The sequence below is a fragment of the Corallococcus sp. CA047B genome, assembly GCF_003612065.1.
Classification (GTDB): domain Bacteria; phylum Myxococcota; class Myxococcia; order Myxococcales; family Myxococcaceae; genus Corallococcus; species Corallococcus praedator.
Genome location: NZ_RAWD01000055.1, coordinates 16,987 through 34,722 on the forward strand (window position 1 = coordinate 16,987; position 17,736 = coordinate 34,722).

Genomic DNA, 17,736 nt, shown 5'->3' on the forward strand with positions numbered 1-17,736 from the left:
AGCTAGAGATGGACGCCCCCGTCCCAGGGGGGCATGAGGTCCAACGCCACGGGATTGGCGCCATATCGCCGCTTCGGGAGGATTTATTCCGGGGCGCCGTGTCAGCGCGACGGCGGGTATTTCTGGAGTTTGCGCTGGAGCGAGCGCCGGTGGATGCCCAGCTTGCGCGCGGCCTCGGAGATGTTGCCCGCGCTGTCCGCGAGCACGCGATGGATGTGCTCCCACTCCGCCCGCGCCAATGACGGCGCCTGGAGCGTCTCCGGCGCGGCCACGGACGGCTCCTCCGCCGCCCGGGCGAACGCGGCCAGGATGTCGTCCGCGTCCGCGGGCTTCGGCAGGTAGTTCACCGCCCCCAGCCGGATGGCGTCCACCGTGGTGGAGATGCTGCCGTAGCCCGTCAGCACGATGATGCGCGTGGACGCGTCCACCGCCAGCAGGTCCCTCACCAGCTCCAGCCCGCTGTGTCCCGGCATCCGCAGGTCCACCACCGCGTACTCCGGTGACTCGCGCCCCGCCGCCGCCATCGCCTCCTCGTGGTGGCCCGCCGTCGTCACGTCCCAGCCGCGCTCGCGGAAGGCCCGGGCCAGCCGCTCGCGCAGCGTCGCGTCGTCGTCCACCAGCAACAGGCTGGGGCGGTGGTCCACCACGGTCGTGCTCACGCCGCCGCCTCCTGCGCGCTCGCGGCCGGCAGGCTCAAGCCCACCGTGGTGCCTTCCCCTGGCTTCGAGCGCAATTCCAGCGACCCGCCCAGCTGCTCCGCCAGGGTGCGCGCCAGGAACAACCCCAGCCCCATGCCCTCGCCCGGCGCCTTTGTCGTGAAGAAGGGCTCCCCGGCGCGCGCCAGCACCGCGTCCGGCATCCCCTGGCCCTCGTCGCGCACCTCCAGCCGCGCGCCCGGGCCTTGGGCCCGCGCGCTCAAGGTCACGGGCCGGTTGCCCGGCGTGGCCTGCAACGCGTTCTTCACCAGCCCCCGCAGCACCCGCGCCAGCGCCCGGGGAGGCCCGTGCACCCGGTAGACCTTCAGCGCTTCGGGCAGCTCCACCCGCACGCGCTCGCGGCCGGACAGCTCCGACAGCGTCTCCTCCACCAGCCGCTCCAGCGGGATGGGGTGGAAGGGTTCGCCCGTCGTCTGGCCCGCGTCCGCGGACATCTGCACCAGCACGTCCCGGCACCGGTCCACCTGCTGGCGGATGAGCCGCAGGTCCTCGCGCACCGACTCGGAGGGGCTGGACGCGGCGAGCGCCCGCTCCAGCTCCTTCGCCACCACCGCGATGGTGGACAGCGGCGTGGACAGTTCGTGCGCCGCGCCCGCCGCCAGCGTCGCCAGCGAGGCCACCTTTTCCTGCCGCGCGTGCCGGGCCCGCGTCTGCGCCAATTCCTGCTCACGCTCCGCCAGCGCCCGCGTCACGCGTTGAATGAAATACACGATGAAGCCCGCAGCCACCGCGAACGCCACCCACATGCCGCTCAAATGCAGACGCATCAACTCCGCGTGGTCCGGCCGCGCCAGCCCCGGCAGCGTCACGTCCTGCAACACGAACAGCGAACCGAACGCCAGCAGGGTGAACACCAGCATCGCCCACGTCCGGCGCGCGGGCAGCAGCACCGTGCCCAGCGCCACGTTCACCAGGTACAGCGTCGTGAAGGGGTTGTGCGTCCCGCCGCTCAGCGCGAGCAGCCCCGTGAGCACCAGCGTGTCCCAGAGCATCAGCCCGAAGATGGCCGCTTCCGCCACCGGCCGCGCCCGGGACAGGCCCGCTCTCACCGCCGCGTTCGTCAGCGCCTCCACCGCGAGCAGCACCACCAGCGCTGTCACCGGCAGGGCCAGCTTCAGGCCCCACGCCGCCACCGCCACCAGCACGGCCTGCCCCACGAGCACGCCCCAGCGCAGCCGCAACAGCCACATCAGGTTGATGCGGGCCCGGGGCGAGGGTTCGGAAGGAAGGGGCGACGCGGGCGGCGGGGTCGTCATGGCGCGACGGAGGACATCGCCACGGAGCGGGCCACCGTGTCCAGCACGGCCGCCGCCGCTCCCTGCGACTCCAGGTCCACGTTCGCGAGCCACGTGTCCCAGGCGAGCACGAAGGTGCGCTCGGCGGTGGGCTCCTCCTCCGACAACGTCAGCCCGTCCAGCACCACCTCCACCGACGCGATGTTCGACGTGACCAGGCGGAAGGGCTGGGGCTCGCCTCCTCCCGCCGGCACCCGCGTCCCCTCCAGCCACAGCGTGCGGCCCACCATGTCCACGCCGCTGTCCGCCGCCGCCCGCAGGCCCTCCGCGTCCGTGTCCGCCGGCTCGAAGGTGAGCCGCGCCCGGCAATAGCGCCCCGGCGCGGGCCGCAGCGTGCCCAGCGTCAGCACGTTCCCATCCGGCCGCTCCAGCCCGCTGACATGCGGCGTGCCCAGAAGCCGCGGCGACCCCGCCGAGTGCGCGTGCGCGGTGCCCAGGGGAGACATCGCCCGCAGCAGGCGCCAGCCCAGGGCCTCCTCGCACGGCTTCAACTCCACGCTGCCCAGCGTCACGTAGCCGCGCGTCAGCGTGAGCGTCTGTCCATCCGTCCGGGTGAGGGAGCGTCCACCGCCGGAGGCCTCCACGCCGTGCGAGGTGGCCCGGTGCTCCAGGCCCAGCGTGACGTGCACGCCGTCCAGCCGCTCACCACAAGCGCCCAGGCCGCACAGGGCCCCGAGCAACAACACACCTGACACGAAACGCGAGGGCAATGGCATCACAGGTCGTACGCGAGCGAGAGCTGCGCGATGGGCGTGGACGTCACCCGGCGCAGTTGGTTGACGACCGGGACGCGCACCCCGGCCTGCACCACCACGTCCATGCCCGGGCTGAAGAGCACGTCCGGCGACACGTAGGCGATGAAGCCTCCGCCGTTCTCCTCGGAGACGCCGGCGGTGTCGGCCGCGCGCTCCGCCCGGCTGTCCAATCCCAGACGCACCGCCCAGCGCGTCGAGGGCTGGTACTGCGCTCCCACCGACGTGCGCACCGACGCGCCCAGCCGGAAGTCCTCGCGTCCGCGCGTGGGCAGGAAGCCCAGGACGCTGGCCATGAACGACCACGACCCCCGGAAGCCCTGCCACGCCAGCCCCGCCATGGGGTCCACCGAGCCGCTGCCCGGCTGCGCATCCAGCCCCAGCGCCGTGCCGTCCCGCGCCATCAGCCGGGGACCCGTGGGCAGCTTCACCCCGCCCACCACGCTCAAGAGGTGGTCCGGCGAGAAGTCCTTGTCCTTCCACACGAACGCCTTCGCGCTCACGTCGATGTCGCCCAGGCCCCAGCCGCGCTCGCGCGCCAGGCTCACGTCCCGCACCTCACGCGCCTGGAGCGGCAGGTTCACCGCCAGCACCAGCCAGGGCCGGGGTGCGTACGCCACCGCCACGTCCATGCGCAGTTCGCGCAGCCGCTGCGCGTCCAGGTTCTGCTGGCCCTCGGTGTGTCCCCACGCGCGCAGCATGGTGGACAGCCGCAGGCGCCCTTCGAAGGGCTGCTCGCCGCCCATGGACGTGAGCGTGGGGTCTCCGCACGCGCAGCTCGCGCAGGCCCACGCCCGCGAGGCGGGGATGAGGAGCGCGGCGCACAGGACGGCCAGGGCCAGGGGCGAGGGGGTTCTCAAGGCGTGGCCACCCTAACGCCCCCCTGTCCCGGGAAACTGCGGCGAGTTGTCGCAGCCCGCCGGTGCGTCGTCCTGGAGACGCACCGACTGTCCTCCCGTCCAGGGGGCCGCCAGGGGAGCAGGGGCTGCCTGTCCGCCCGCCCATCCGTGCACAAGTAGAGAATGACACCGGCCCGTCCACGTTGATGGGGGAGAGGCTAGACGCACGGAGGTCATCCATGGGGTTGCTCGCGCCGCTGGGCCGGCTGCTGTTTTCGGTCATCTTCATCACCAGCGGCCTGAATCACTTCTTCCAGCTCCAGGCCCTGACGGCCTACGCGCAGGCGTCCGGGGTGCCCGACCCGCGCCTCGCGGTGCTGGTGTCCGGCGGGGTGCTGGTGGTGGGAGGCCTGTGCGTGCTCCTGGGCGTGTTCGCCCGGCTGGGCGCGGCCATGCTCGCCGTCTTCCTCCTGGCCTCCGCCTTCATGGTCCATCACTTCTGGCGGATGGAGGACCCGGTGCAGGCGCAGAACAACCTCATCCACTTCATGAAGAACCTCTCCATGGCGGGGGGCGCGCTGCTCATCGTCTACTTCGGGCCTGGCCCCTTCAGCCTGTCGCGCAAGAAGCGCGAGACGTCGCTGGGCGGCATGAAGCTGGGCGCGCCGCTGCGCTGACATGCGAAAGCCCCCCGCTCCCGACTTGCGGGGGCGAGGGGCCTGGGTGCTTCAGATGCCTGCTGTGGATCAGGGCGCGCCGACGTGGGCGGCCGCGGAGTTGCGCAGGGTGAAGAAGGCGACCTCCGGCGTGCTGCCCCGGCGCAGGTACGGGCCGCCGAAGCCGAAGCCCAGCCCCTGGTTCACATACAGGTGGTTGCCGTTCACGCGGTAGTGGCCGCGGATGTACGGCTGGCCCGCGCGGCGGAAGAGCGCCTCCGTGAGGCCCCGCACGATGAACTGCCCGCCGTGCGTATGACCGGAGAACTGCACCAGCCCCGCGTGCGACGGCAGCTTCTCCACCGTGGGCGGCGTGTGGGCCAGCACCAGCCGCGTGCCCGACGTGGGCGCGCCCCGGAAGGTGGCCTCCACGTCGTCCATGCGGGTGAGCCCGTCGTCGATGCCCAGCACCGTCACCGGCGCGCCCTTCACGTGCACCACGCGGTGCTCGTTCTGGAGCACCGTGTAGCCCAGGTCCTCGAAGCCCGCGCGCAGGTAGCGCACGTCCACCCAGTGGTCGTGGTTGCCCATCACCACGAAGACGGGCCCTTCCAGGCCCTTGAGCAGCTCGCGCACGCGCGGCAGCGGCTTGGGGCTGTGCGTGACGTAGTCGCCCGTGAGGAACACCAGGTCCGGCGCCGCCGCGTTCACCGCGGCCACCGCGCGGCGGATCCGCACGTCCGACGTCGCCTGTCCCACGTGCACGTCCGACAACTGGGCGATCCGCAGCCCGTCATGCTCCGGCGCGATGCCGCTCAACTGGAGCAGGTGCTCGGTGAGCACGAAGTGGTCGCGCCAGCGCAGCCGGCGGTCGGGACGGAAGGGATCCGGGCCTCGCGCCAGGAGCTCGTTGCGGCCGTGCGACTCCATCTCCAGGGCTTCGGCCTGGGCGGCGGAGGAGGAGGCACCAGCGGCGTGACGGCGGCGGGCGAGTCTCAGGCGCATGCGTTCGGATTCCTCCAGCGAGACGGGGAGCGATTGTAGAGAGCGGATCGGATCGCCGTAAGCCCGGGGTCCCCGGCCCGCCTGTTCCCCCTGCGGCCAGCACGGGGTGGAATCAGAACCGGGCCCCCTGACGGAACATTTCCGCCCCCTTCCCGGCGTCCAGGCGGGTAGGCCCCGGTGCTTCTCCGTGCCACATGCGCCGTGCCCTGGCACCCAGGTGGGACACCTCCACGCTGGGCCGGAGGCCGGAGGCACGCGGACCCCTCGGCGCCAGGACGGCACGCCGAGGGGTCTCATGGATGCGGCCGCGCGTGTGCCCGTGGGGCGGGTGCTTTTAGTAGCCGCGCAGGACCGTGAGGCCGTCGGTGGTGAGCACCAGCAGCATGCCGGGCGTCACGGACGGGTCGTAGACGAGCTGGAGGACGCGGTTGGCGCGCACGCTGTCCACCTTCTCCAGCGTCTTGGCGGGCGTCAGCCGGTACAGGCCGCCGGAGTGGGTGGCGATGAAGAGCGAGCCGTCGTTGGTGGCCGCCAGCGAGTTGATGGCGTTGAGCGCCTCCACGTCCGCGCCGATGCGCGTGCCCTTCTGCGTGGGGCTGGTGGAGGACGTCAGGTCCATCTTCCACAGGCCCAGCGACTTGCTGCCCAGGTAGTAGGCGCCGTCGGTCGTCTGCTGGAAGCCGCGCCAGTAGTCGAAGTCCGCCTGCGAGTTGAGCTCCGGCAGGTAGGAGGACTTCACCTTGGACGGGTTGATGGCCGTGTCGGTGTTGTCCCAGTCACCCAGGCGGGGGGACGGGCTCACCATGCCGAAGGTCCAGTCGTTGGCCATCAGCACGTCGCCGTCCTGCGCGATGCCCAGGCCGTAGGTGTAGCCCGCGTACTGCGAACCGCGCGAGTCGAACCACACCGGGTGCCGGTGCGCGTTGTACTGCAGGTCGCGGATGCGCGTGACGCCGTGGTTGCTGCCCACGTAGACGTCGCCCTTGTTCGGGCCGCGCATCACCGACACGCAGCTGAGCATGCTGCGGTCCTCGTCGAAGTGGTGGTCGTTGCTGTTGCGGATGCCCAGGCTGACACCGTTGACGACGCGCGGGCCCGTCTGCACGGCGGAGCCGCCCGAGGAGTGGCGCACCGACTGGTTGATGTGCTCCTCGAAGGCGACCTGGCCGTTGGCGGTCAGCTTCACCGCGTCCACGTCACCGGCCTTGTAGAAGTTCAGGCGCCGCTCGCTGTACGCGTAGCACTGGGTGTCGCCCACCGGCACCTCGCACGGCGGGTTGGTGACGATGAAGTTGGTGTGCAGGCCGGGGAACTCCGGATCCGGCTGGAGGTCCTCCGCGCTGTAGCCCACGTAGGCCCGTCCCGCCGCGCCGCCGCAGATGACCGTGGCGTTGCCGCCCGCCGCCGCCTGCCCCACGGCGCCCGACACCCAGACCAGCTGCTGCGTGTCCGCGCGCACCACGCCAATGCGGCTGCCGTCCAGCACCCAGAGGTTCTTGCCCTGGTCCAGGCCCACCGACTGCACCCGCCCGATGCCGTAGCGCTCCGAGTAGTTCGTCACCGGATCCGTGGGCCACCGGTCCCCGACGGGGTCCGGATCCACCACGCCGCCGTCGGTGCCCGCGTCCGTGCCGCCGTCGGTGCCCGCGTCCGTCCCGGCATCCGTGCCGCCGTCGGTGCCCGCGTCCGTCCCGGCATCCGTGCCACCGTCGTTCGTGCCCGCATCCGTGCCGGGGTCCGTCCCTCCGTCCGTGCCCCCGCCAGTCCCCGCATCAATCCCTGGCCGGGGATCGATGTTGTCCCTGTCATCGATTGGGGTGGTGGGCCCGTCCGACCCGCCGCAACCCCACGCCGACATCACCATCGCCCCAACCCACACGCCCAGCAGTCGTCGATTCACCGTGATCTCCCCGCGTGTGCCCTAAGCAAGCGGCGTACCTGCCCCAAAGAACGGGTGGTCCGCTCACGGCCCACTCGGAAGAGGGCAATCCCTTTCCCACTCGGGCGAAGCCGGTGCCCTGGATGAGCAGGCGATGCGCGGTAAAAAAAGCCGGGCCCGCCATCCCGGGTGGGAGGCGGGCCCGAAGGTTCAACGAAGGATGGGACGCGCGTTACTTCTTCACCGCGCCCTTGGGCGAGGTGGCCTTCAGCTCCAGCGCGACGGTGTCATCCCCATCCAACTGGAACTTCGCGCGCACGCTGGCGCCCTCCGGCAGCTCGCTCGCCTTCACGGTCTTGCCGTCCAGGGTGACGACCGTCTGGTCGCGCACGTCCAGCTCCACCGCCGGCAGGTCACCGGTGCGCGCGATGGTGACGTCATCGCCGTCCGGGCTCTTCACAGTGCCGGACAGGCTGTACGCGTCCTTCATCTTCCAGGCGCCGGCCTCCTTGGCGCTCTTGTCCTTGTCGGCGCCCACCACCTTCTTCGCGGTGTCGCCGATGGCGGGCCCCACCTCCTGGGCCTCCACGCCCGTGGTCGGACCCTTGATCTGTTGGCTGCTGGGCGCGCCAGGCGCCGGGTTGGATGGCGTCCCGGTGGCGCTCTGCGCGAAAGCGGCGGTTCCCAGGCACATGGCTGCCGCGACGATGAGCTTCTTCATGGTCCCGCTCCCTTGGTTCAAGTGAGTGATTGCCGCGTCCCCGTGGGCCGCGTCTGCCTGAAAGGGTGGGGCGGCCGTGTTCCCGCGCCAACTGGCCCCGTGCGTCAGCGCCGCCCCGCCGTCCGCACGGCAGGCAGGCGCTCAGGCGCCCGCGCTCAGCATGCCGTCGGACGGCAGGCACAGCCGCTTCACGGTGGTCAGCAGCGCGGACAGGTCCAGCGGCTTTCGCAGGTAGCCCGCCACGCCCATCCCATCCACCGTGTCGCGCACGTCCAGCTCCGCGCTGGCCACCAGCACCGGGATGTCCGAACAGGCGCGCTCGTGGCGCAGGGCCTCGCGGAAGGCGACGCCGTCCATGCGCGGCATCATCAGGTCCAACAGGATGAGTTGAGGTCGGGGCTCCGAGGAACGCAGCCGCTCCAACGCCTCCAGGCCGTCCGCCGCGAGCTGCACGGCGTACCCCTCCAGCTCCAGCACGTCCTGGAGCGCATCCCGGATGTCCATGTCGTCGTCGACGACCAGCAGCGTGTGATGGGCTTCCATCCCGTTTCCCCCTGCGAGCCTTGGGAGCGCCCCAGGCCGCCCCCCGAGCCGGGACGGTGGGCCTCCTGCCCTCGCCAGAACCAATCTGTACCCGGGGGAGGGGGAGCGGAAGCGGCAATGTAGGTTTATGCCTACCAGTGAGCACACCCCTGGTGGTCGCCCCCATGCCCTACGGGAGGGGAGGGGGGAGCTACTCGCAGCGGTCGCAGAGCCCGCGCAGCTGCACTTCCACGGCGCGCTGCGACACGGCGCGGGGTACACCCCGGGCGGCGGTGATGCGCACGGACTCCTCGGGGAGGCAGGCGACGGTGCCGCAGTCGGTGCAGGTGAAGTGGGGGTGGTTGTTGGAGTGCTCGGTGCCCCCGGCGCGCTTGAGCTCGAAGCGCCAGACGTGGTCGCCCAGGTCCGCGCGCACGACGAGGCCCGCCTCCGTCAGGTCGGTGAGGTTGCGGTAGATGGTGACGCGGTCGTAGCCCTCGCCGCCCAGCTCCTCCACCAGGTCCGCGTGGCTCATTGGCGCGGTGGCGGTCTCCAGCTTGCGCAGGACGGCCACGCGGGGGGCGGTGCTGCGCAGCCCCGCGGCGCGAATCCGGTCCTGGAACCCGGTCAGTTTCTCCTGCGCGGAGATTTTCTTGGCACCCATGCCCGGTCGAATAACACAGCCGACGCGCCGCGTCCCGGCCACCGCAAGCGAAGTGTACCTGTAGCCCGGTTGTAGCTGTGACGCGTCATGGGGCGGGGCCCCGACGTGAACAGGGCCGCCCGCGGGCGCCTCCTCGCGCCGGTGCAGGGCGGGCGTGGGGGCGCCCAGCTTCCAACACTTCCCCACGGGCGCCTTGACTCACTGCGGCTCGCCCCCACACTGCGACCTTCCCGCAACCTGGGCGTGGGCCGTTGGGGTCCCACCCCCCAGACCGACCCTTCGTGCTGCCTCGTCCGTTCCGTTCGCCTCCAACCCGATGAAGCCCACCCTGTTGCTCGTCGAAGCGCCCGGCGCCCACCGGGAGCTGCTGTGTCTGGCCTTCCAGAGCCAGGGGTGGCAGGTGCTGCTGGCGGCCGGTCCGGAGTCGCTGACGCGCACGCTGCGCGACGCTCCGCCCCTCCAACTGGTGCTGATGACGGGGGGCATGCTGACGGCCCTGGGCGCCCAGGCAGGCGCGCTGCGCGAGGCGCTGGCGGCGTCGGGCGCGGGCCTCTGGGTGGAGGCGCCGCCCGGGGAGCGTGAGGCCCTGGGACGGCTGGGCGTGCCGGTGGCGGGCTTCCTGCCCTCTCCCCTGTCGCTGGGGGCCCGGCTGGAGGCGGTGAGACAGGCGCTGCCGCCGGGGGTGGGGGACCTGGAGGCCCACCGTCCCTTGAGGGTGCTGGTGGCGGAGGACGACCCGGTCTTCCGCAAGCTGCTGCAGCTGTCGCTGGCCCCGTTCCGCTTCGAGGTGCTGGTGGTGGAGGACGGGCAGAGCGCGCTGGAGCTGGCGCGGCGGCGGCTCCCGGACATCGTGGTGGCGGACGTGCTGATGCCGCGCCTGGACGGCTTCCGGCTGTGCCTCGCGCTGCGGCAGGATCCAAAGCTCGCGCGCGTGCCCGTCATCCTCACGCACGCCACCGCGCCGGACGAGCTGGACCTGCGCATGGCCGCCAACGTGGGGGCCAACGGCTTCGTGCGGCGCACCCAGGGCGACAACGAGCTGCTGGCGCTGCTCTTGCGCGAATCCCACGCCGAGGGACCGCTGCCCGCGCCGGTGCACGGCGAGCTGTCCACGGAGTCGCACCTGTACGGGATGGTGCGGCAGCTGGAGCGGCGCGTGGGGCTGCTGGAGCAGGCCGAGCGCGACGCGCGCGAGAGCGAGGAGCGCTACCGGCTGGTGGTGTCCGGCTCCTATGACGGTGTCTGGGATTGGGACGTGCGCGGCCAGACGATGTACTGGAGCCCGCGCCTCTTGGAGATGCTGGGCCTGAAGCCGGAGGACTTCGCTGGCACCCCGGACGCGTTCCTCGCGCGGGTGCACCCGGAGGACCGGGGCGAGGTGGCCACCGCGCTCGCGCAGCACCTGGAGCAGGGCACGCCCTACGACGTGTCCTTCCGCCTGCGGCACGCGGACGGGGGCTACCGTTCCTGCGTGAGCCGGGGCCGGGCGCTGCGGGACGCGCGCGGGGCGCCGGTGCGCATGGCGGGCATCATCGGCGACGTGACGGAGCAGCTGCGGCTGTACCGCGAGACGCGCGACGCGGTGCGCGCCCGGGACGAGTTCCTGGCGGTGGCCGCGCACGAGCTGCGCACGCCCCTGGCCGCGCTGCGCCTCCGGGTACAGGGCACGGCGGCGGCGCTCAAGCTGGAGCGCCAGGTGGCGCCGGAGCGGCTGGAGCGCGCGCTGGTGGCGGCGGACCGCCAGGTGCAGCGGCTGGCGGACCTGGTGGAGGGGCTGCTGGACGTGTCACAGCTCCAGAGCCACGCGCCCCGGCTGAACCTGGACGACGTGGACCTGGCGCAGGTGGTGCGCGACGTGATGGGCCGCACGGAGGAGGCGGCGTCGCGCGCGGGGTGCCGGCTGGTGCTGCGCGAGTCCACGCCCACGCTGGGCCGCTGGGACGCGGTCCGCCTGGGGCAGGTGGTGACGCACCTGCTGGCCAACGCGGTGAAGTTCGGCCCGGGCAAGCCGGTGGAGCTGGAGGTCCAGGGCGACGCGGACACGGCGCTGCTGGTGGTGCGCGACCAGGGCATCGGCATCGCGCCGGACCGGGTGGAGGGCCTGTTCCGCCGCTTCGAGCGCGCGGTGCCCACGCGCAACTACGGCGGGCTGGGCCTGGGGCTGTACCGGCTGCACCGCATCGTGGAGGCCCACGGCGGCCAGGTGTCCGTGACGAGCACCCAGGGCCAGGGCTCCACCTTCAGTGTGCGCCTGCCGCGCGCGGGGCCGTCCGGCGTCAGCGCCTGAGCGGGCCGGGGCCGGGCACCCGGGCGGAAGCTCTGTCCGGTGCCGCACACCCGGTCCGCGCCCCCCTCCTCTTCCGTGCGGGAGGAAGCAGTTTGTCCTCATGGGGAAACGACCCACCGTGCTGGTGCTGAATGGGAGTGAGGACCTCATCGAGGCCCTGGAGGAGCTGCTGTCCGAGGTGGGCTTCCAGACCAAGGGGGCCCGGGTGCAGGACATCGCGCGCGGTCCGTTGGACTTCACCACGCTGGTGAAGGAGACCCATCCGGCGGTCATCGTCTACGACATCAGCGTGCCGTTCGACCTGAGCTGGGCCACGTTCCAGAAGCTGGCCGCGTCCCCCGCCGCCGCGGGCATCCCCTTCGTGCTCACCACCACCAACCGCGAGGGCGCGAAGGAGTACACCGGGCCGGATGTCATCGAGTTGCTGTTGAAACCCTATGACATCGACCAGTTCACCCGGGCGGTGTCCCTGGCGGCGCGGCAGGGGGCTGGCGGGGCAGCCGTACGGTGAAGGTGGTGCCCGCCTCCGGCGAGGAGCGCGCCGTCACGGTGCCGCCGTGGGCGCGCACCATCTGCCGCACGATGAAGAGCCCCAGGCCGATGCTGCGGTCCACCCGGATCTCCTGCTGGGCGGCGCCGCGCTCCAGCGGCTCGAAGAGGCGCGGCAGCACGTTGGCGGGGATGGGGAGGCCGGCGTTGTGCACCTCCAGCACCGCTTCGCTCTCCTGCACGTGGCTGCGCACGAGGATGGGCGTCTCCGGGTCGCCGTAGGCCAGCGCGTTGCCCAGCAGGTTGCCCACCACCTGGGCCAGCCGGTCCGCGTCCCACCTGCCGGCGCCGTCGCCGCTGCGGGTCAGCGTGATGGTCCGGGTGGGTGAGGCGACCTGCGCCTCCTCGATGGCGGTCTCCACCATGGCGTGGAGGTCCATGTCCCGGAAGTGCAGCTTCAGGCTGCCGTGGCGGACCTGGGTGAAGTCGAGCAGGTCGCGGATCAACCGGACGGCCCGCTCGGTGGACGTGACGATGCGGCGCGCCAGCTTCTCCTGGTCCGGGTTCAGCCCCTTGCGCCGCAGCAGCAGGTTGGCGGAGAGCAGGACGGCGGCCAAGGGGTTGCGCAGGTCATGGCTCACGATGCCGATGAGCTGCCGTTCGAAGTCGCTTCTCTGGCGGTGCTCCTGCTCCAACCGCTTGCGCGCGGTGACGTCCTGCAGGGCGCCCACCACCTGCACGGCCCGGCCCCGTTCGTCCCGGACGATGATGGCCCGCTCCTCCACGTCCAGCCACGTGCCCGTCACGCCGCGAAACCGGTGGGCGCTCTGCCACGTGTCCACCGTGCCCTCGATGGCCTCCCGGAAGCCCTTGCGGACCGCGGGCAGGTCTTCCGGATGGATGTGCTCCCGCCACCAGTCGTGCCGGGACACCCGGGGGGACTCCAGCACGCCGACGAGCGTCGGGTTGCTGCTGCTCCAATCCAGGCTGTCCGTCTCCTGCTCCCATTCCCAGATGGCGTCCCGGGTGGCGCGCGCGGCCAGCCGGAAGCGCTGGTCGCTGCGCCAGGCGCGCGCCTCCGCGTCGCGGACCTCCCGCAGCGTGTTCTCGGCCAGGTCCCGCCGGGCCTGCTCATCCGTCAGGTGCCGCTGGGTCTGTTCGAGCGCCTCCGCCGCGTCCCGCGCGCTCTGGCGCTGACGCCAGCCCCAGCGGGCGAGCCCATGGACGCGCGCCACCAGCTCCGAGCTCCGGAAGGGCTTGAAGGCGTAGTCGTTGACGCCCGCGTCCAGCCCCTCCACGACGTCCTCGGGACGTTGGTGGGAGGTGAGCAGCAGCACGGGAAGCAGGGCGGTGGCGGGATTGCCGCGCAGGAAGCGGCAGACCTCCAGGCCGGTCAGTCCAGGCGTCTCCCGGTCCAGCACCATCACGTCCGGAGGCGGATGGAACCCCAGGGCCTCCACCAGCGCGGCCCCGTCGGCGAAGTGCATGACGTCACACGAGGACGACAGCGCCTCCTGGGTGAACCGCGCCTCCAGGGACGAGTCCTCCAGCAACCACACCTGGGGAGGACCGGGAAGACGCGGTGGTAGGGAGGGAGGAAGCGGCATCAAGGGGGGAGGCCGTGCGTAACCGCTTGGGACCAATGCTGTCCAGGGAGGGATGGAAACAGGCGTTGGAGGGCTGGCGCCCTACCAGCCAAGCACATTCGTCCTGAAAAGCCCCATTGGAACTTCCGGCAATGCACGGAGATGGAGTGGGCCCGGGCCCAACGTTAGCGTCCTGGTGATGAGTTCGCCCCCGCATCGCGATTTTCTTGCTGGAGAAGGTGAGCTGCGTGCCCGGATCCGCGCGTTCGACTGGGCGCGGACGCCCCTGGGGCCGGTGGAGACCTGGTCCGGCGCCTTGCGGACGTCGGTGGGCCTGGTGCTTTCGTCGCCGGTGCCGCTGGTGCTGCTGTGGGGCCTCCAGGGCGTGCTGCTCTACAACGACGCCTTCTGCCTCGTCGCGGGGGGGATGCATCCGGGGCTGCTGGGGCGGCCGGCGGTGGAGGCCTGGCCGGAGATGGCGGAGCTCAACCGCCACGTGCTGGCCACGGTGTTCTCGGGCGGCACGGTGTCGTTCCGGGACGAGCCCCTGGTGCTCACGCGCAACGGCGTGCCCGAGCACGTCTGGATGGACCTGGACTACAGCCCCGCGCGCGACGGGGAAGGGCGCATCGAAGGGGTGCTCGCGGTGGTGCGCGAGACGACGGCCCGCGTGCGCGGCGAGCGCCAGGTGCGCGACAGCGAGGCGCGGCTGAAGTTCACGCTCAAGGCGGGGAGGCTGGGAACGTGGGAGTGGGACCTGGCGACGAGGACGCTCGTGGCGTCCGCCACGTGCAAGGCGCACTTCGGGCGCGGGCCGGAGGCGCCCTTCAGCTACGAGGACCTGCACGCCGTCATCCATCCGGAGGACCTGGGGCGCATCCGGGCGGCCGTGGGGCGCACGCTTTCGGAGCAGGTGGACTACGACATCGACTACCGGGTGGTGTGGCCGGACGGCTCGGTGCACTGGGTGTCGGTGCAGGGGCGGCTCATCCCCGGTCCGGACGGCCGCCCGGCGCGGATGATTGGCGCGTCGCGCGACATCACCGAACGCAAGCAGGCGGAAGCGCGGCTGCGGGCGCTCAACGAAACGCTGGAGGCGCGCGTCGCCGAGCGCACCGCCGAGCGCGACCTGATGTGGCGGCTCAGCCAGGACCTGATGATCGTCGTGGATGCGAAGCACGACGGGCGCATCATCGCGGCCAACCCCGCGTGGGAGCGGCTCCTGGGGTGGACGGAGGCGGAGCTGGTGGGGACGCCGGTGCAGCACTTCCTCCACCCGGACGACCTGGCGGACTCCACGCAGTACGTGGAGGCGCTGCGCGACGGAGGGGCCCCTCGCCGCAAGGACAACCGCTACCGGCACCGGGACGGGCGGTGGCGGTGGATTTCGTGGTCGGTGGTGGAGTCGGGTGAGGCGACGTTGATGGCGGTGGGGCGGGACGTCACGGAGGAGCGCGAGGCGCGCGACGCGCTGATGGCCGCGGAGACGGCGTTGCGGCAGTCGCAGAAGATGGAGGCGGTGGGGCAGCTCACGGGGGGCATCGCGCACGACTTCAACAACCTGCTCCAGGGCATCTTGGGGTCGCTGGGGTTGTTGCAGAAGCGCCTGCACCAGGGGCGCACGTCGGAGCTGGAGCGGTTCATCACCAGCGCGATGGGGTCCGCGCAGCGGGCCGCGGCGCTGACGCACCGGCTGCTGGCGTTCTCGCGGTTGCAGCCGTTGGATCCCAAGCCGGTGAAGGTGAACCCGCTGGTGGCGTCCATGGAGGACCTGCTGCGCCGGACGCTGGGCGAACAGATGCAGCTCCAGTGGGCGCTCGCGGACGGGCTGTGGCTCACGAAGTGCGACCCGAACCAGCTGGAGACGGCGCTGCTCAACCTGGTCATCAACGCCCGGGATGCGATGCCCCAGGGCGGGAGGCTCACGGTGGAGACGGGCAACATGTCCCTGGATGCGGGCACCACGGCCCGGATGCGGGACCTGAAGCCGGGGCAGTACGTGAGCGTGAGCGTGAGCGACACGGGGACGGGGATGTCGAAGGAGGTGTTGGAGCGGGCGTTCGAGCCGTTCTTCACCACGAAGCCGGTGGGGCAGGGCACGGGGCTGGGCCTGTCGATGATCTACGGCTTCGCGCGCCAGTCGGAGGGCTCCGTGCAGTTGTACAGCGAGCCCGGGCAGGGCACGACGGTGCGGCTGTACCTGCCGCGCTACGTGGGCGAGGGCCGGCCGGATGATGCGCAGGCGCCCCGGGCGCTGACGGACGCGCACGTGGCGGAGGCCGGGGAGACGGTGCTGGTGGTGGAGGACGAGGAGGTCATCCGGGCGCTCATCGTGGAGGTGCTGCGGGAGCTGGGCTACCGCGCGCTGGAGGCGGGCGACGGCGTGGAGGGCCTGCGGCTGCTGCGGAGCGCGCCGAGGCTGGACCTGCTGGTGACGGACATGGGGTTGCCGGGGTTGAACGGCCGGCAGCTGGCGGACGCGGGGCGGGCCGCGCGCCCGGGGCTGAAGGTGTTGTTCATGACGGGCTACGCGGAGAACGCGGCGGTGTCATCCGGGTTCCTGGAGCCGGGCATGGCGATGATGACGAAGCCCTTCGTGATGGAGGCGTTGGCCACGCGCATCCGGGACATGATCGAACGCGGGTGACGCGCGGGCGTCAGTGACGGTTGTCGAACTGGATGCCGTCGCGCACGGAGGCGATGGCTTGCTCCGTGAGCTGGATGGCCTTCACGCGGTGGCCGCCCTTGTCACTGGTGGCGGCGCGCAGGTCCGACAGCGCGGTCTCCAGGTGGGCCAGCGCGTCGCGCATGCGCGGCTGACGTTCGGCATAGGCCTGGTTGGCGGCACCGCCGAGGAAGAAGGCGACGGTGGCGGAGGCGGCGACGATGGAGCGGCGCATGGAGGGTTCCGGAGGCGGTGGCGGACGGTGGAGTCCGCGGTGGTCTTCGTGATGAACCCGGGGGCGAGGGAAAGGTTGCGGGCTTGAGGTCTCCAGACGACAGCTCCCTGACTCCCTCCGCCTGACTGTCCAGGTGATGGGGGATCGCCATCGAAGTGGAGTCCGGGGTCAGGTTGTTGTCTTGGGAGATGGCGCACCGGCCGGTGCCGTTGTTCGTGGAGTGGAAGGCGCCGCCGGAGACGACGCTGCTCCATGCGTTGTTCACCGCGTCGCTGGAAGTCATTGCCTGAAGTTCCTCCGGAATCCCCATAGGGTGGCCCCCTCCGTGGTTACCCGCCACGTCACCCCCTTCTGGTAGGGTGTGACGCTGGAGGTCCGCCGCGTGTTCGCATCCCCTGGGGTTGTCTTGCCAATGCTGGTGGTGGCGCTGGGCGCGGCGGCTCCGGCGCGGGCCGGGGCTCCGGACAAGCGCGTCCATCAGGAGCGCCGGCTGGTGGTCCGGGCCGACGAGGCCGCGACGCTGCACCTCTTGCGGGTCGCTCCCGGCGTGGTCACCACCGTCGTGTTCAACGACGACATCCTGCCGGCCTCCGTGGACACCAGGGCGCTGGCGCCCCTGTTCGCCCAGGCGAAGGTGTACCCGGGCGTGATGGTGCTGCGCCCCTCCGTGGCCATGCCGGACGCCTCCCGCCCGCTCATCACGGCGCGCTTCGCGGGCGAGGACGCACCCCGGCAGGTGACGTTCCTGCTCGTCACGGATCCGAAGGAGGTGGACACCCTGGTGGAGGTCTCCCGCCACGCCCTGTCCCCGGAAGCCCTGGGGGAGGAGCTGGCCCTGCTCCGGGCCCAGTGCGCCGCCACCGAGGCGGGGCTGGCCCTCCTGCGTGCCCGGTGCGACCAGACCGGACTGGGGGGCGCGGTGCTCATCGGTGCGTTGGGACAAGCACCGGTATCGGTCGAGCGGCCCGTCAAGGCCCTCAATGGTCCGGGTGTGAAGGTTGTGGGAAGCACGGTGCTCTACCGCCACATCACGACCCGGGTGATGGCGTTCACCCTGGGCAATGCCCCGGAGGCAGCACCCTGGGTGCCCGGGGTAGCGCGATTGACGCTGCTGGACGCCGACGGGAAACCAGGGCGTGTCGTCCTGGAGGCACCCGTGAGGATGTTGGATGCCCGTTTGACGCCCGGGATGCGCGGGCAGGCCGTGGTGGAGTGGCACATGCCGAATGGCTCGGAGCCGGGCGCCCGTTACCTGATGGAGGCCTGGAACCAGGAGGCCGACCGCGCTGTGCGGTGGGAAGGATTGTCCCTGTGAACCGTGAGTCACTGGAAGCCGGACGCTTCGGGATGGAGGCAGGGCGAATCCTGCTCTCCGCGGAGTGGTTGCCGCCGGGCACACGGGTGGAGCGCTGGGAGGTGGTCGGG

General features: G+C 71.7%; 16 protein-coding genes. 5 read left to right on the forward strand and 11 right to left on the reverse strand.

Features of this window, described 5'->3' with window-relative positions; translation table 11 throughout:
- Nucleotides 1-101: 101 nt before the first annotated feature.
- The 4 genes from D7X74_RS11900 to D7X74_RS11915 are packed head-to-tail and all read right to left on the reverse strand — an operon-like array spanning nucleotide 102 to nucleotide 3,623.
- Nucleotides 102-659: a response regulator transcription factor gene (locus D7X74_RS11900; protein WP_120533055.1), complete on the reverse strand. Its 558-nt coding sequence runs from the start codon at nucleotides 657-659 to the stop codon at nucleotides 102-104.
- Nucleotides 656-1,972, reverse strand: coding sequence for an ATP-binding protein (locus tag D7X74_RS11905; protein ID WP_120533056.1), 1,317 nt, complete (start codon nucleotides 1,970-1,972; stop codon nucleotides 656-658). Before D7X74_RS11905 ends, D7X74_RS11900 begins: the two co-directional genes overlap by 4 nt.
- Complete coding sequence (locus D7X74_RS11910) at nucleotides 1,969-2,727, reverse strand: hypothetical protein (RefSeq protein ID WP_120533057.1); 759 nt, start codon at nucleotides 2,725-2,727, stop codon at nucleotides 1,969-1,971. The genes D7X74_RS11905 and D7X74_RS11910 overlap by 4 nt, the downstream gene beginning before the upstream one ends.
- Nucleotides 2,727-3,623: a transporter gene (locus D7X74_RS11915; RefSeq protein ID WP_199732789.1), complete on the reverse strand. Its 897-nt coding sequence runs from the start codon at nucleotides 3,621-3,623 to the stop codon at nucleotides 2,727-2,729. Before D7X74_RS11915 ends, D7X74_RS11910 begins: the two co-directional genes overlap by 1 nt.
- A gap of 218 nt (nucleotides 3,624-3,841) precedes the next feature.
- On the opposite strand from D7X74_RS11915, the gene D7X74_RS11920 reads away from it, so the two are divergent.
- Nucleotides 3,842-4,279: a DoxX family protein gene (locus D7X74_RS11920; protein ID WP_120533059.1), complete on the forward strand. Its 438-nt coding sequence runs from the start codon at nucleotides 3,842-3,844 to the stop codon at nucleotides 4,277-4,279.
- Nucleotides 4,280-4,348: 69 nt separating this feature from the next.
- On the opposite strand, the gene D7X74_RS11925 is transcribed toward D7X74_RS11920, so the two are convergent.
- The 5 genes from D7X74_RS11925 to D7X74_RS11945 form a co-directional block, all read right to left on the reverse strand.
- The gene (locus D7X74_RS11925) at nucleotides 4,349-5,263 is read right to left on the reverse strand and encodes a metallophosphoesterase (RefSeq protein WP_120533060.1); all 915 of its coding nucleotides are present in this window, start codon (nucleotides 5,261-5,263) and stop codon (nucleotides 4,349-4,351) included.
- 334 nt (nucleotides 5,264-5,597) lie between these two features.
- Nucleotides 5,598-7,163, reverse strand: a complete 1,566-nt coding sequence (locus tag D7X74_RS11930; RefSeq protein WP_341870411.1) for a hypothetical protein — start codon at nucleotides 7,161-7,163, stop codon at nucleotides 5,598-5,600.
- A gap of 211 nt (nucleotides 7,164-7,374) precedes the next feature.
- The gene (locus D7X74_RS11935; RefSeq protein ID WP_120533061.1) at nucleotides 7,375-7,863 is read right to left on the reverse strand and encodes a hypothetical protein; all 489 of its coding nucleotides are present in this window, start codon (nucleotides 7,861-7,863) and stop codon (nucleotides 7,375-7,377) included.
- A gap of 141 nt (nucleotides 7,864-8,004) precedes the next feature.
- Nucleotides 8,005-8,406: a response regulator transcription factor gene (locus tag D7X74_RS11940; RefSeq protein ID WP_120533062.1), complete on the reverse strand. Its 402-nt coding sequence runs from the start codon at nucleotides 8,404-8,406 to the stop codon at nucleotides 8,005-8,007.
- 190 nt (nucleotides 8,407-8,596) lie between these two features.
- Nucleotides 8,597-9,049 carry a Fur family transcriptional regulator gene (locus tag D7X74_RS11945; protein WP_120533063.1) on the reverse strand — a complete coding sequence of 151 codons (453 nt, stop codon included), beginning with the start codon at nucleotides 9,047-9,049 and terminating at the stop codon, nucleotides 8,597-8,599.
- A gap of 316 nt (nucleotides 9,050-9,365) precedes the next feature.
- Here D7X74_RS11945 and D7X74_RS11950 point away from each other — a divergent pair, with 316 nt between their 5' ends.
- Both D7X74_RS11950 and D7X74_RS11955 read left to right on the forward strand, forming a co-directional pair.
- A complete protein-coding gene (locus tag D7X74_RS11950; RefSeq protein ID WP_120533064.1) occupies nucleotides 9,366-11,336 on the forward strand; it encodes an ATP-binding protein in 1,971 nt (656 codons plus the stop codon).
- Nucleotides 11,337-11,436: 100 nt separating this feature from the next.
- On the forward strand, nucleotides 11,437-11,847 hold the full coding sequence (locus D7X74_RS11955; RefSeq protein ID WP_120533065.1) for a hypothetical protein: 411 nt from the start codon (nucleotides 11,437-11,439) through the stop codon (nucleotides 11,845-11,847).
- Here D7X74_RS11955 and D7X74_RS11960 read toward each other — a convergent pair.
- Nucleotides 11,789-13,378, reverse strand: coding sequence for an ATP-binding protein (locus D7X74_RS11960; RefSeq protein WP_370450745.1), 1,590 nt, complete (start codon nucleotides 13,376-13,378; stop codon nucleotides 11,789-11,791). The two genes, D7X74_RS11955 and D7X74_RS11960, sit on opposite strands and share 59 nt — an antisense overlap.
- 232 nt (nucleotides 13,379-13,610) lie before the next feature.
- On the opposite strand from D7X74_RS11960, the gene D7X74_RS11965 reads away from it, so the two are divergent.
- Nucleotides 13,611-16,058, forward strand: coding sequence for a PAS domain S-box protein (locus D7X74_RS11965; RefSeq protein WP_120533067.1), 2,448 nt, complete (start codon nucleotides 13,611-13,613; stop codon nucleotides 16,056-16,058).
- A gap of 10 nt (nucleotides 16,059-16,068) precedes the next feature.
- On the opposite strand, the gene D7X74_RS11970 is transcribed toward D7X74_RS11965, so the two are convergent.
- Nucleotides 16,069-16,311 carry a hypothetical protein gene (locus D7X74_RS11970; RefSeq protein ID WP_120533068.1) on the reverse strand — a complete coding sequence of 81 codons (243 nt, stop codon included), beginning with the start codon at nucleotides 16,309-16,311 and terminating at the stop codon, nucleotides 16,069-16,071.
- A 382-nt stretch (nucleotides 16,312-16,693) separates the two neighbouring features.
- On the opposite strand from D7X74_RS11970, the gene D7X74_RS11975 reads away from it, so the two are divergent.
- A complete protein-coding gene (locus D7X74_RS11975; RefSeq protein ID WP_147446549.1) occupies nucleotides 16,694-17,626 on the forward strand; it encodes a DUF2381 family protein in 933 nt (310 codons plus the stop codon).
- Nucleotides 17,627-17,736: the final 110 nt, after the last annotated feature.

Bases quoted from the DNA above. Each gene is read 5' to 3' on its own strand.
- D7X74_RS11905 (WP_120533056.1), bottom strand. From the start codon at position 1,972: ATGACGACCCCGCCGCCCGCGTCGCCCCTTCCTTCCGAACCCTCGCCC.
- D7X74_RS11910 (WP_120533057.1), bottom strand. From the start codon at position 2,727: ATGCCATTGCCCTCGCGTTTCGTGTCAGGTGTGTTGTTGCTCGGGGCC.
- D7X74_RS11920 (WP_120533059.1), top strand. From the start codon at position 3,842: ATGGGGTTGCTCGCGCCGCTGGGCCGGCTGCTGTTTTCGGTCATCTTC.
- D7X74_RS11925 (WP_120533060.1), bottom strand. From the start codon at position 5,263: ATGCGCCTGAGACTCGCCCGCCGCCGTCACGCCGCTGGTGCCTCCTCC.
- D7X74_RS11935 (WP_120533061.1), bottom strand. From the start codon at position 7,863: ATGAAGAAGCTCATCGTCGCGGCAGCCATGTGCCTGGGAACCGCCGCT.
- D7X74_RS11940 (WP_120533062.1), bottom strand. From the start codon at position 8,406: ATGGAAGCCCATCACACGCTGCTGGTCGTCGACGACGACATGGACATC.
- D7X74_RS11945 (WP_120533063.1), bottom strand. From the start codon at position 9,049: ATGGGTGCCAAGAAAATCTCCGCGCAGGAGAAACTGACCGGGTTCCAG.
- D7X74_RS11950 (WP_120533064.1), top strand. From the start codon at position 9,366: ATGAAGCCCACCCTGTTGCTCGTCGAAGCGCCCGGCGCCCACCGGGAG.
- D7X74_RS11955 (WP_120533065.1), top strand. From the start codon at position 11,437: ATGGGGAAACGACCCACCGTGCTGGTGCTGAATGGGAGTGAGGACCTC.
- D7X74_RS11965 (WP_120533067.1), top strand. From the start codon at position 13,611: ATGAGTTCGCCCCCGCATCGCGATTTTCTTGCTGGAGAAGGTGAGCTG.
- D7X74_RS11970 (WP_120533068.1), bottom strand. From the start codon at position 16,311: ATGCGCCGCTCCATCGTCGCCGCCTCCGCCACCGTCGCCTTCTTCCTC.